This window comes from Burkholderia sp. LA-2-3-30-S1-D2 (genome assembly GCF_001523915.2).
Lineage (GTDB): Bacteria > Pseudomonadota > Gammaproteobacteria > Burkholderiales > Burkholderiaceae > Burkholderia > Burkholderia diffusa.
In genome coordinates this window covers 257,373-270,396 of sequence record NZ_CP013383.1, presented here as the reverse complement: position 1 = coordinate 270,396, position 13,024 = coordinate 257,373, and the positions used below count along the sequence as shown (strand labels likewise).

Here is a 13,024-nt window from a genome sequence, read left to right as displayed (position 1 = left end):
TAGTCGTCTCCATGGGCTGCCAACGCGGCCGTTTTTTATCCCACCGGACAGAACATCAAGGAGATGACCGTGAAGAATGCCGACCTGCAGGCCCGCAAGAACGCCGCCACCCCGCGCGGCGTCGGCGTGATGTGCGATTTCTACGCAGCCCGCGCCGAAAACGCGGAGCTGTGGGATGTCGAAGGCCGCCGCTTCATCGATTTCGCCGCCGGCATCGCGGTGCTGAACACGGGCCACCGCCACCCGAAGATCGTCAAGGCGATCGCGGATCAGCTGAACAGCTTCACGCACACCGCTTACCAGATCGTCCCGTACGCGTCGTACGTCGAGCTGGCCGAACAGATCAACGCGCGCGCACCGGGCGACTTCCCGAAGAAGACCGCGTTCTTCACGACCGGCGCCGAAGCCGTCGAAAACGCGATCAAGATCGCGCGCGCGGCAACCGGCCGTCCGGGCGTCATCGCGTTCTCGGGCGGCTTCCACGGCCGCACGATGATGGGCATGGCGCTGACCGGCAAGGTCGCCCCGTACAAGCTGAACTTCGGCCCGTTCCCGGGCGACGTGTTCCACGCACCGTACCCGAACGCGCTGCACGGCGTGACGACGGCCGACTCGATCAAGGCGATCGAGATGCTGTTCAAGGCCGACATCGATCCGAAGCGCGTCGCCGCGATCATCTTCGAACCGGTCCAGGGCGAAGGTGGCTTCAACCCGGCGCCGGCCGAGTTCGTGCGCGCGCTGCGCAAGATCTGTAACGAGCACGGCATCCTGCTGATCGCCGACGAAGTCCAGACGGGCTTCGCGCGTACCGGCAAGCTGTTCGCGATGCAGCACTACGACGTGCTGGCCGACCTGATCACGATGGCGAAGAGCCTCGCGGGCGGCATGCCGCTGTCGGGCGTCGTCGGCCGTGCCGACGTGATGGACGCGGCAGCCCCCGGCGGCCTCGGCGGCACGTACGCGGGCAACCCGCTGGCCGTCGCCTCGGCGCATGCGGTGCTCGAGATCATCGACGAAGAGAAGCTGTGCGAACGCGCGACGCAGCTCGGCGACGTGCTGAAGGCGAAGCTGAATTCCCTGCAGGCCGACGTGCCCCAGATCGCCGACGTGCGCGGCCCGGGCGCGATGATCGCGGTCGAGTTCCTGAAGCCGGGTTCGGGCGAGCCTGACGCGGAATTCACGAAGCGCGTGCAGGCGCGTGCGCTCGAGCGCGGGCTGCTGCTGCTCGTGTGCGGCGTGTACTCGAACGTCGTGCGCTTCCTGTTCCCGCTGACGATCCCGCAGGCCGTGTTCGACGAAGCGCTCGTGATCCTCGAGGAAGTGCTGAAGGAAACGGTCGGCGTGCCGGCCTGAGTGCCCGTCCGCTTCAACTGAACGTGCCGCCGCCGTCGTGAAGACGGCGGCGGCCATTTTCATCCGTCCTTATCCGTCCTTTTCAAAGCAGGCGAAGCATATGAGCACTGTTCAGGAAACCCTGGCACTGAAAGACCCGTCGCTGTTCCGTCAGCAGGCGTACGTCAACGGCGAATGGCAAGGCGCGGCGAACGGCGAGTCGTTCGAGGTCCGCAACCCGGCAACCGGCGGCCTGCTCGGCACCGTGCCGGCGATGGGCGCGGCCGAGACGCGCCACGCGATCGAAGCCGCGAACGCCGCATGGCCGGCGTGGCGCAAGAAGACCGCGAAGGAACGCGCGGCGATCCTGCGCAAGTGGCACGACCTGATGATGGAAAACGCCGACGACCTCGCGCTGATCCTGACCACCGAGCAGGGCAAGTCGCTGGCCGAAGCGAAAGGCGAGATCGGCTACGCGGCATCGTTCCTCGAGTGGTTCGCGGAGGAAGGCAAGCGCGTGTACGGCGACACGATCCCGACGCCGGCGAGCGACAAGCGCATCGTCGTGACGAAGGAAGCGATCGGCGTGTGCGCGGCGATCACGCCGTGGAACTTCCCGGCGGCAATGATCACCCGCAAGGTCGGCCCGGCGCTCGCGGCAGGCTGCCCGATCGTCGTGAAGCCGGCGGAAGCCACGCCGTTCTCGGCGCTCGCGATGGCCGTGCTGGCCGAGCGCGCGGGCGTGCCGGCCGGCGTGTTCAGCGTCGTCACGGGCGACCCGAAGGCGATCGGCGGCGAACTGACGTCGAACCCGATCGTGCGCAAGCTGTCGTTTACCGGCTCGACGCCGGTCGGCCGCCTGCTGATGTCGCAATGCGCGGCGACGGTCAAGAAGGTGTCGCTGGAGCTCGGCGGCAACGCACCGTTCATCGTGTTCGACGACGCCGATCTCGATGCGGCCGTGCAGGGCGCGATCGCGTCGAAGTACCGCAACAGCGGCCAGACGTGCGTGTGCACGAACCGCTTCTACGTGCATGAAGCCGTGTACGACCAGTTCGCGCAGAAGCTCGCGGCGGCGGTCGGCCAGTTGAAGGTCGGTCGCGGCACGGAGCCGGGCATCACGCAAGGCCCGCTGATCAACGAAGCGGCCGTGCTGAAGGTCGAGGCGCACATCGAGGATGCGCTCGCGAAGGGCGCGACCGTCGTGACGGGCGGCAAGCGCCATGCGCTCGGCCACGGCTTCTTCGAGCCGACCGTGCTGACGGGCGTCACGCCGGCGATGAAGGTCGCGAAGGAAGAGACGTTCGGGCCGCTCGCGCCGCTGTTCAAGTTCGGCAGCGACGACGAGGTGATCCGCCTCGCGAACGACACCGAGTTCGGTCTCGCCGCGTATTTCTACAGCCGCGACATCGGCCGCGTGTGGAAGGTCGCCGAGGCGCTCGAATACGGGATGGTCGGCGTCAACACGGGCCTGATCTCGAATGAAGTCGCGCCGTTCGGCGGCGTCAAGCAGTCCGGCCTCGGCCGCGAAGGCTCGCACTACGGCATCGACGATTACGTCGTGATCAAGTACCTCTGTCTCGCCGTCTGACGGTTCAGGGCCGGTCGCGTCCGTGACCGGCCCTGACCGCCCGGCCGGAGCCGGGCGGTCACGACGCGGGCCGGCGCCCCCTCTCCGCCGCGCCCGCGTCACCTCCCTCCGCCGCCTTCAACGAAACACGTTCACCGCATCGACGAGTCGCGTCGCCTGCTGCTTCAGGCTTTCCGACGCCGCCGCGCTCTGCTCGACCAGCGCCGCGTTCTGCTGCGTGATGTTGTCCAGATGCACGACCGCCTGATCGACCTGCGCGACGCCCGTGCTCTGCTCGGCCGTCGACGAACTGATCTCCGCGATCAGGTCCGACACACGCTTCACCTGCGTGACGATGTCCTCCATCGTTCTGCCCGCGCCGTCGACGATCCGTGCGCCCGATTCGACCCGCTCGACGCTCGCGCCGATCAGCGTCTTGATCTCCTTTGCCGCGTTCGCGCTGCGCTGCGCGAGCGCCCGGACCTCGCCGGCGACCACCGCGAAGCCTCGCCCCTGATCGCCCGCGCGCGCCGCCTCGACCGCCGCGTTCAGCGCGAGGATGTTGGTCTGGAACGCGATGCCGTCGATCACGCCGATGATGTCGGAAATCTTGCGTGAACTGGCCGTGATGTCGTGCATCGTCGTCACGACCTCGCTCACCGCCTGCCCGCCTCGCTCGGCCGCCTCGCTCGCGGAAACCGACAACTGGTTCGCCTGCAGCGCCGTCTCCGCATTGCTCGACACCGTGGCCGTCATCTCGGCCATCGACGCGGCCGTCTGCTGCACGCTGGTCGACGCCTGCTCGGTACGCGCGCTCAGGTCGTTGTTGCCCTGCGCGATCTCGTTGCTCGCGCGCTGCACGTTGTGCACCTGCTCGCTGACGTCGTCGACGAGCCAGCGGAACATCAGCCCGAGCTGGTTGATCGTGCGCAGCGTCATGCCGATCTCGTCGACGCGGTTCATCGCCACGCCGGTACGGCTCTCGCCGGACGCGACGCGCAATGCCTGGTCGCGCAGCTGCATAAGGGGACGCGCGATCTGCGCATCGAGCCACAGGCCAGCGGCCGCCGACACGCCGGCCGTCGCGGCGGCAAACGCCGCGAGCCCGCCGCCGGCCAGCCCGCATGCCCAGCCCGCGCCGACGACGGCCGGCGCCAGCACGCACAGCGTCGAATGCAGCCGCGCGCGCACCGACATCGTCTGGAACAGCGACGCGACGCGCATCAAGCCGGTCCGGACGATCAGCCCCTTGTGGAACCGGCGATTGCCCGCCTTGCCTTCGCGGAACGCGCGATACAGTGCATCGGCCGCGGCGATCTCGTCGCGCGACGCCTTCGTGCGCACCGACATGTAGCCGGTCGGCTGCCCGTTGCGCATCACCGGCACCGTATTCGAACGGACCCAGTAGTGATCGCCGTTCTTGCGGCGATTCTTAACAAGCGCGGTCCACGGTTCGCCGTTCTTCAGCGTCGCCCACATGTCGGCGAACGCCTCCTTCGGCATATCCGGGTGCCGCACGACGTTGTGCGGCTGGCCTTCGATCTCCTCGGGGGAAAATCCGCTGACCTGGATGAACGCGGCATTCGCGTATTTGATGTAACTGTCCGCGTCGGTGGTCGACATCAGCGTCGCGTCATCGGGGAATTCGAATTCGCGTTGCGTGACAGGCTGGTTATTGCGCATGGTGTGGAGTTCCCGGTTGCGGATCTTGCGTCCGCTTGTGAATTGGATCGAGACCGTACGCATCGCGGTCGTCCCGCATGCGTTCGATCACACTCCTGCGCTTTCGGCAAATCTGCCGAAAACATTATGCCGACCACGGGTAAATATGCATTAATTTCGCACCATCTTGATTCAGCCGAAAATTTTGTTTACAGGTGAATCAAAAAAACCGTCTTATCAAATACTTGGCCGCGAATTGTCTGATTAATGTAAACATATCCTCCGCCCGGATCAGCGAATAAATCCGGTCCCGGAAATGAGAATTCTTCTCGTTCTATATATATTCGAATCGAATCGGAACGCCGGGATTTAACCAGCTCGCCGCGACGGAACGCGCAGGCGCCCGCCCCCGTCGATTATCGAAACACGTTCACCGCATCGACGAGCCGCGTCGCCTGCTGCTTCAGGCTTTCCGACGCCGCCGCGCTCTGCTCGACCAGCGCCGCGTTCTGCTGCGTGATGTTGTCCAGATGCACGACCGCCTGATCGACCTGCGCGACGCCCGTGCTCTGCTCGGCCGTCGACGAGCTGATCTCCGCGATCAGGTCCGACACACGCTTCACCTGCGTGACGATGTCCTCCATCGTTCTGCCCGCATCGTCGACCCGCCGCGCGCCCGACTCGACCCGCTCGACGCTCGCGCCGATCAGCGTCTTGATCTCCTTTGCCGCGTTCGCGCTGCGCTGCGCGAGCGCCCGCACTTCGCCCGCGACCACCGCGAAGCCGCGCCCCTGTTCGCCCGCGCGCGCCGCCTCGACCGCCGCGTTCAGCGCGAGGATGTTGGTCTGGAACGCGATGCCGTCGATCACGCCGATGATGTCGGAAATCTTGCGCGAACTCGCCGTGATGTCGTGCATCGTCGTCACGACCTCGCTCACCGCCTGCCCGCCTCGCTCGGCCGCCTCGCTCGCGGACACGGCGAGCTGGTTCGCCTGCAGCGCGGTCTCGGCATTGCTGTCGACGGTGGCCGTCATCTCGGCCATCGACGCGGCGGTTTCCTGCACGCTCGACGCGGCCTGCTCGGTACGCGCGCTCAGGTCGTTGTTGCCCTGCGCGATCTCGTTGCTCGCGCGCTGCACGTTGTGCACCTGCTCGCTGACGTCGTCGACGAGCCAGCGGAACATCAGCCCGAGCTGGTTGATCGTGCGCAGCGTCATGCCAATCTCGTCGACGCGGTTCATCCGCACGCCGCGGCGGCTTTCGCCGGTCGCGACGTTCAGCGCCTGGTCGTGCAGCCGTTTCAGCGGACGCACGATCTGCGCATCGAGCCACAGGCCAGCGGCCACCGACACGCCGGCCGTCGCGGCGGCAAACGCCGCGAGCCCGCCGCCGGTCAACCCGCATGCCCAGCCCGCGCCAACGACGGCCGACGCCAGCACGCACAACGTCGAATGCACGCGTGCGCGCACCGACATCGTCTGCGGCAGCGACAGGATCCGCATCAACCCGGTCCGGACGATCAGCCCCCTGTGGAACCGGCGATTGCCCGCCTTGCCTTCGCGGAACGCGCGATACAACGCGTCGGCCGCGGCGATCTCGTCGCGCGGCGCCTTCGTGCGCACCGACAGGTAGCCGCGCGGCACGCCGTCGCGCATCACCGGCACCGCGTTCGCGCGCACCCAGTAGTGGTCGCCGTTCCTGCGGCGGTTCTTCACGAGCGCGGTCCACGGTTCGCCGCTCTTCAACGTCGCCCACATGTCGGCGAACGCCTCCTTCGGCATATCCGGGTGGCGCACGACGTTGTGCGGCTGACCGACGAGTTCGTCGTTCGAGAAGCCGCTCACGTATTCGAACGTCGTGTTCGCGTACGTGATGATGCTGTCGGCATCAGTGGTCGACATCAGCGTGACGTCATCGGGAAATTCGAATTCTTGTTGGGTAACAGGTTGGTTGTTGCGCATGCAAGGCTCCGAAAGGCGGATCCGTCTGCGGGATCCGCGCGGCGCGAAAATCACGCTCAGTAGCCGAAAAACGGTTTATCGCTTTACGACGGTCTCGTCCTTACTGTCGGCAATCACCGGGAAATCCTTAGTCCGAAAGCGCATGAAATATCGGATTCCGTCATCGACATGATTTCGATCAAATATTCAAGCGATAATCGCGTCCAGCGCTTCGCGGATACAGCTCGATGCTTGGTGGGATTACGTCACGCGACGCATCGGTTCAGACAACCATTGCACACGGCGAAACGATTCGGCCTGATCGACTCCATTCAGCCGGCATATGAATTCGACGCAATAATCCGGCGATCAATGGAATCGGTCGTGTCGGAATGCGGTGGCGGACATGCCGCTCGGCGCGAGATCATCCGTCATCCGTACGCGCGCGAACGCAGCCCGTGCGTAGAATTTCCGCTCGCTCACCACCACCGCCCGCTCGGAGAACGACATTGCAGAACGCGTCGCCGCCACCCGCCTCGCCGAAGATCCTCGTCAGCATGTGCGTGCTCGGTCACCCCGTCCGTTACAACGGCTCGGCGAAGACCGCCGCGCACGAAACGCTCGCACGATGGCAGCGCGAAGGGCGCCTGGTGCCCGTGTGTCCGGAACTGGCAGGGGGATTGAGCGTGCCGCGTCCGCCCGCCGAAATCGCGGACGGGGAATCAGGGCAACGCGTTCTGTCGGGTGCCGCACGCATCGTCGACGTGCACGGCACCGACGTGACGGCGCCGTTCGTCGACGGCGCGCGCACCGCGCTCGCGCTGGCACGCGCGCACGACTGCCGCTACGCGATCCTGGCGGACGGAAGTCCGTCGTGCGGAAGCAGTTTCATTTACGACGGGAGTTTTGCGGGCCGGCGGCATGCCGGCGCCGGTGTGACGGCGGCGCTGCTGCGCGAGCATGGCATCGAGGTGTTCGCGGACACCGAGATCGACGCGCTCGTCGCACGCCTCGCACAACGATCGCAAGCTGAATGACGATGTGGCCGGCACGTTGATCGCGTGCCAGCCACATCGTCTGGAGAGGGAACCCGGTCAAGCGGCGTGAACCTCGCCGCGTGACCGGATGACGCGATCAGACGCGCTCGATCGCGATCGCGATGCCCTGGCCGACGCCGATGCACATCGTGCACAGCGCGAAGCGGCCGTTGGTGCGATGCAGCTGATACATCGCGGTCGTCACGAGGCGCGCGCCCGACGCGCCGAGCGGATGGCCGAGCGCGATCGCGCCGCCGTTCGGGTTCACGCGAGGATCGTCGTCGGCGACGCCCAGCATGCGCAGCACCGCGAGGCCCTGCGACGCGAACGCTTCGTTCAGCTCGATCACGTCGAACTGGTCGATCGTCATCCCGAGCCGTGCGAGCAGCTTCTGCGTGGCCGGCGCGGGGCCGATACCCATCACGCGCGGCGCGACGCCGGCCGTCGCGATGCCGAGCACGCGTGCGCGCGGCGTCAGGCCGAAGCGCTTCGCAGTGGCTTCGTTCGCGAGCAGCAGCGCGGCGGCGCCGTCGTTGACACCCGACGCGTTGCCGGCCGTCACCGAGCCGTCCGGACGCACGACGCCCTTCAGCTTCGCGAGCGTTTCGAGCGACGTTTCGCGCGGATGCTCGTCACGCGAAAAAACGACCGGATCGCCCTTCTTCTGCGGAATCGTCACCGGGACGATTTCCTCGGCGAGCGTGCCGTCCTGCTGCGCACGCGCGGCCTTCTGCTGGCTGCGCAGCGCGAACAGGTCCTGGTCGGCGCGGCTGATGTTGTAATCGACCGCGACGTTCTCAGCCGTCTCCGGCATCGAATCGACGCCATGCAGTTGTTTCATCAGCGGATTGACGAAGCGCCAGCCGATCGTCGTGTCGTAGATGTCGGCCTGACGCGCAAATGCGCTGGCAGCCTTGCCCATCACGAACGGCGCGCGCGTCATGCTTTCGACGCCGCCCGCCACCATCAGCGCGGCTTCGCCCGATTTGATCGCACGCGCGGCCACACCGACCGCGTCCATTCCGGAACCGCACAGGCGGTTGATCGTCGAACCCGGCACGCCCTCCGGCAGACCCGCGAGCAGCGCGGACATGCGCGCGACGTTGCGGTTGTCCTCGCCGGCCTGGTTCGCGCAGCCGTAGATCACGTCGTCGATCGCCGTCCAGTCGACGTCGCGGTTACGCTCGACGAGTGCCTTGAGCGGCACCGCGCCGAGGTCGTCGGCGCGCACGCCGGACAGCGCGCCGCCGTAACGGCCGATCGGGGTACGAATCGCATCACACAGAAAAGCTTCGGTCATCAGTGTCTCCGGTCTCATGCAAGGCTGGGAAGTGAATGAAACGCGCCCCTTGCATTGCCCGCCGGGATGCGCTTAAATGTTCTATATACGAACATAAGATCGTGTATCGAACGTTCAGCGCATCATAGGGAGTGCGGGGACGACCTGTCAAGCGCCCGGTCCGCAGTGCGGTTGGCGTGTCAGGCCCCATGCGCTATCTTCTCGGCTGCACGACAATCCGACCGTTCATGACAACCGAAGACATCCAGACGAAACCGGGCGACTCCTATGTGCAGTCGTTCGCGCGCGGCCTCGCGGTGATCCGCGCATTCGACGCCCAGCGCCCGGAGCAGACGCTCACCGAGGTCGCCTCGGCCACCGGGCTCACGCGCGCCGGCGCGCGCCGGATCCTGCTGACGCTGCAGACGCTCGGCTATGTCGAGGCCGACGGCCGGCTGTTCCGGCTCACGCCGAAGATCCTCGAACTCGGCTTCGCGTATCTCACGTCGATGCCGTTCTGGAATCTCGCCGATCCGGTCATGGAGCAGCTGTCCGCGCAGATCCACGAAAGCTGCTCGGCCGCCGTGCTCGACCGCACCGAGATCGTCTACGTGCTGCGCGTGCCGACCCGCAAGATCATGACGATCAACCTGTCGATTGGCAGCCGCCTGCCCGCATACTGCACGTCGATGGGCCGTGTGCTGCTGTCCGCGCTCGACGACGCGGCGCTCGACGAAACGCTCGCGCAAAGCGGCATCCGCGCACACACGCCGCGCACGATCACCGATATCGGCGAGCTGAAGGCGACGATCGCACAGGTGCGCCAGCAAGGCTGGGCCGTGGTCGACCAGGAACTCGAAGTGGGCTTGATGTCGATCTCGGCGCCGATCCGCAACCGGCGCGGGCAGGTGATCGCCGCGATGAACATCAGCGGCAACGCGCAGCGGCACACCGCGAAGCAGATGGTGAAGGAGTTTCTCGGGCCGCTGCAGCAGGCCGCGCAGACGGTGTCGGAGCTGGTGGCACGGCGCGGATGAGCGAAGGGGCGCGCGTCGTACCTGAGGGTGGTGCGCGGGCGGTAAGCGCGTATCGCCGCGTGCCGCCCGTCGTGCTGCGCCTCGCTTTGCGTCAGTCCATCGATTCGCGCGCCGTCTCGCGCAGCATCGCGACCGCGATCAGCGACAGCACCACGCATGCGGCCACGTAGCCGGCCGGCGCGAGCTTGCTGCCCGTCGTCTTCACGAGCCAGGTCGCGATCAGCTGCGCGGTGCCGCCGAAGATCGTCACCGCGAGCGCATACGCGATCGAGATGCCCGTCGCGCGCACGTGGCGCGGCAGCGATTCGCACATCAGCGCCATTTCGGATGCCGAACCGAGCGAATAGAACAGCAGCATCAGCGCGGTCAGCGGCAGGATCACCGGCAGCGTCGGATGATGGTTCATCAGCCAGAACGCCGGGAACAGCAGCAGGACCAGCACGCCGCGTCCGACGAAGATCGGCAGGCGCCGGCTGCCGAGGCGGTCCGACAGCCAGCCGAACAGCGGACACGTCACCAGCATCACGCAACCCGACGCCACGCCGACGAACATCGACAGCTTCATCGGCAGCCCGAGCGTATGGATCGCATAGGTCGGCATGTAGAACGTCAGGATGTAGGTCGACACCGTTCCGCCCATCACCGTCAGCATCAGCAGCAGCACCGTGCGCGTGTGCTGCGAGAACAGCTCGCGCAGCACACCGCGTTCGATCCCGTGATGGCTGTCGCCGGGCGCATCGTCCGCGAGCCGGCGGCGCAGATACATGCCGACCGGCGCGATCAGCACGCCCACGAGGAACGGCAGGCGCCAGCCCCAGCCCTCGAGCGCGTCCTTCGTCAGCGTGTTCGACAGCAGCGCCGCGAAGCCCGACCCCATCAGCGCCGCGCCGCCCTGCGTCGCCAGCTGCCAGCTCGCGCGGAACGCGCGGTGCGACGTGCCGCCCTGCTCGATCAGCGTGGACGTCGCCGCGCCGAACTCGCCGCCCTGCGAGAAGCCCTGCATCAGCCGCGCGCAGACGACCAGCAGCGGCGCGGCCACGCCGACCTGCGCGTAGGTCGGCGCGATCGCGATCAGGCCGGTGCCGAGCGCCATCAGCATGATCGTCAGGTTCAGCGCGGCCTTGCGGCCCTTGCGGTCCGCGTAGACGCCGAGCACGACGCTGCCGAGCGGCCGCGTGAAGAAGCCGGCGGCGAACGTCGCGACCGACAGGAGCAGCGACGTGGTCGGATCGCTCGACGGGAAGAACAGCTTGCCGATCAGCACCGCGAAAAAGCCGTACACGGTGAAATCGAAGAACTCCAGCCAGTTGCCGATCACGGCCGCCGCGATCGCGCCGCGCTTCGTGACGGCCGGTGCGCCGCGCGCATCGGTTTCGGCAGCCCCCGTCGACGCGGGGTGCAGCGCGAGATGGTCTTTCTGCATCGTTCGTTTCTCCTCTCAATGCGGCCGGAAGCGCCGGCCGCGCGCCGCCGCCGGGGTTACTGCCCGAGGTATCGCTCGACCAGACGCGTCCAGAACGCCGCGCCGACCGGCAGGTTGCGATCGTTGAAGTCGTACTTCGGGTTGTGCACCATGCAGCCGTCCTCGCCTTCGCCGTTGCCGAGCCGCACGAACGAGCCCGGCCGCTGCTGCAGCATGAACGCGAAATCCTCGCTGCCCATCAGCAGGTCGGCCTGCTCGACCACGTGCGCGTCGCCGACCAGCTCGCGCGCGACCTGCGCGGCGAAATCCGTTTCGGCATCCGTATTGACGACGACCGGATAGCCTTCGATGTACTCGACGTGCGCGGTCGCACCGTAACTCACGGCCTGCGACTCGGCGAGCTCGACGATGCGGCGCTTGAGCAGCGCACGCACGTCGGGGCTGAACGACCGCACGCTGAGTTCGAGGCGCGCGCCGTTCGGGATCACGTTGTTCGCGGTGCCCGCGTGCATCGAGCCGACCGTGACGACCGCCGGCTGCGACGGGTCGACGTTGCGCGCGACGATCGTCTGCAGCGCCATCACGATGCTCGCCGCGACGACCACCGGGTCGACCGTCAGGTGCGGCCGCGCCGCGTGGCCGCCGACGCCCTCGATCGAGATGATCGCCTTGTCGCCGGCCGACATGAACGGGCCGCGCCGCGTAAGGAACACGCCGGGCGCCGCGCCCGGATGGTTGTGCATGCCGAACACCGCATCGCACGGAAAGCGCTCGAACAGGCCGTCGTCGATCATCTTCTTCGCGCCGCTGTCGACGCCGTGCTCTTCCGCCGGCTGGAAATACAGGTGCACGGTGCCGGAGAAGTTGCGCGTCTTCGCGAGGTGTTGCGCGGCGCCGAGCAGCATCGTCGTGTGGCCGTCGTGGCCGCATGCGTGCATCTTGCCGTGCGTGCCGCTCGCGTATGGCAGGCCGGTCGCCTCCAGGATCGGCAGCGCGTCCATGTCCGCACGGATGCCGATGCTGCGCGTGCCGTCGCCGACGCGCAGCGTGCCGACCACCCCCGTCTTGCCGACCCCGCGCGTCACTTGCCAGCCCCATTGCTCGAGCTTGTCCGCGACGAGCGCGGCCGTCTCGTGCTCCTCGTACGCGAGTTCCGGATGATGGTGAATGTGGTGGCGAATCTCGCGCAGCCCGCCGGCGGCGGGCATCAGATCCTCGATTTCGGTGAATCGGACGTCGGTGGTCATCAAGCGGCTCCTGCTGATCGTCAGCGTGTCAGCCGCACGCGAACGGTTGCGTGCGGGAAAGCGAGCCACTATAGCGAGCCGATATCGGTTCAATAAGATGCGGAATTTTTCACCGCGATAAGATTTATTAATCAGGGTTAATACGGGCACGGCGGAGGCCACTTCGCGTCCCGACCTCGTCGACGCTTGTGTGATGACCCTCGCAAACAAGCGCTGCTGGAGATTGCGTCTACCAGCCGCGTGGCCTCGGCACGAAAGGCATGAATTGGCCGAACGATCAAAAGAAAAACGCGGGATGAAAAGAAGTAATTTTCTTTACAATCATGGCCTTGGACCATCACGCAGGGAAGCACGTCATCCCGCGCGCCGACGAACCGATCGGCGGCAAGGTGCGCGGCCGCATCGTCGTGGACGTCAGCGCACGACGCCGGCAACGGCCATCCGTCGATTCGATTCAGGCCGGCGGCTCGTGCGTCGAGACCGCCCGCACCAATTTA

General features: G+C 66.7%; 9 protein-coding genes. 4 read left to right on the top strand and 5 right to left on the bottom strand.

Going from position 1 to position 13,024, the window contains the following annotated elements; all coding sequences use genetic code 11:
- The first annotated feature begins 69 nt into the window (after positions 1-69).
- Complete coding sequence (locus WS66_RS01280; protein WP_108064657.1) at positions 70-1,353, top strand: 4-aminobutyrate--2-oxoglutarate transaminase; 1,284 nt, start codon at positions 70-72, stop codon at positions 1,351-1,353.
- A 100-nt stretch (positions 1,354-1,453) separates the two neighbouring features.
- A complete protein-coding gene (gene gabD / locus WS66_RS01275) occupies positions 1,454-2,923 on the top strand; it encodes an NADP-dependent succinate-semialdehyde dehydrogenase (protein WP_059599077.1) in 1,470 nt (489 codons plus the stop codon).
- A gap of 117 nt (positions 2,924-3,040) precedes the next feature.
- Here gabD and WS66_RS01270 read toward each other — a convergent pair whose 3' ends face one another.
- Positions 3,041-4,585, bottom strand: coding sequence for a methyl-accepting chemotaxis protein (locus tag WS66_RS01270; protein WP_059599131.1), 1,545 nt, complete (start codon positions 4,583-4,585; stop codon positions 3,041-3,043).
- A gap of 395 nt (positions 4,586-4,980) precedes the next feature.
- Positions 4,981-6,525 (bottom strand): methyl-accepting chemotaxis protein, encoded by a 1,545-nt coding sequence (locus tag WS66_RS01265; protein ID WP_059599076.1) that lies wholly within the window; start codon positions 6,523-6,525, stop codon positions 4,981-4,983.
- Between the two features lie 536 nt (positions 6,526-7,061).
- On the opposite strand from WS66_RS01265, the gene WS66_RS01260 reads away from it, so the two are divergent.
- On the top strand, positions 7,062-7,541 hold the full coding sequence (locus WS66_RS01260; protein WP_409360416.1) for a DUF523 domain-containing protein: 480 nt from the start codon (positions 7,062-7,064) through the stop codon (positions 7,539-7,541).
- 97 nt (positions 7,542-7,638) lie between these two features.
- On the opposite strand, the gene pcaF is transcribed toward WS66_RS01260, so the two are convergent.
- On the bottom strand, positions 7,639-8,841 hold the full coding sequence (pcaF, locus tag WS66_RS01255; protein ID WP_059599074.1) for a 3-oxoadipyl-CoA thiolase: 1,203 nt from the start codon (positions 8,839-8,841) through the stop codon (positions 7,639-7,641).
- A 227-nt stretch (positions 8,842-9,068) separates the two neighbouring features.
- On the opposite strand from pcaF, the gene WS66_RS01250 reads away from it, so the two are divergent.
- A complete protein-coding gene (locus WS66_RS01250; protein ID WP_059599073.1) occupies positions 9,069-9,857 on the top strand; it encodes an IclR family transcriptional regulator in 789 nt (262 codons plus the stop codon).
- Positions 9,858-9,948: 91 nt separating this feature from the next.
- Here the strand turns inward: WS66_RS01250 and WS66_RS01245 are convergent, their stop codons facing one another.
- Both WS66_RS01245 and WS66_RS01240 read right to left on the bottom strand, forming a co-directional pair.
- Positions 9,949-11,280 carry an MFS transporter gene (locus tag WS66_RS01245; protein WP_059599072.1) on the bottom strand — a complete coding sequence of 444 codons (1,332 nt, stop codon included), beginning with the start codon at positions 11,278-11,280 and terminating at the stop codon, positions 9,949-9,951.
- A gap of 56 nt (positions 11,281-11,336) precedes the next feature.
- On the bottom strand, positions 11,337-12,527 hold the full coding sequence (locus WS66_RS01240) for a M20 aminoacylase family protein (protein WP_059599130.1): 1,191 nt from the start codon (positions 12,525-12,527) through the stop codon (positions 11,337-11,339).
- Positions 12,528-13,024: the final 497 nt, after the last annotated feature.

Coding starts and splice junctions, on each gene's coding strand:
- WS66_RS01245 (WP_059599072.1), bottom strand. CDS start 11,280: ATGCAGAAAGACCATCTCGCGCTGCACCCCGCGTCGACGGGGGCTGCC.
- WS66_RS01265 (WP_059599076.1), bottom strand. CDS start 6,525: ATGCGCAACAACCAACCTGTTACCCAACAAGAATTCGAATTTCCCGAT.
- gabD (WP_059599077.1), top strand. CDS start 1,454: ATGAGCACTGTTCAGGAAACCCTGGCACTGAAAGACCCGTCGCTGTTC.
- WS66_RS01270 (WP_059599131.1), bottom strand. CDS start 4,585: ATGCGCAATAACCAGCCTGTCACGCAACGCGAATTCGAATTCCCCGAT.
- pcaF (WP_059599074.1), bottom strand. CDS start 8,841: ATGACCGAAGCTTTTCTGTGTGATGCGATTCGTACCCCGATCGGCCGT.
- WS66_RS01250 (WP_059599073.1), top strand. CDS start 9,069: ATGACAACCGAAGACATCCAGACGAAACCGGGCGACTCCTATGTGCAG.
- WS66_RS01240 (WP_059599130.1), bottom strand. CDS start 12,527: ATGACCACCGACGTCCGATTCACCGAAATCGAGGATCTGATGCCCGCC.
- WS66_RS01260 (WP_409360416.1), top strand. CDS start 7,062: ATGTGCGTGCTCGGTCACCCCGTCCGTTACAACGGCTCGGCGAAGACC.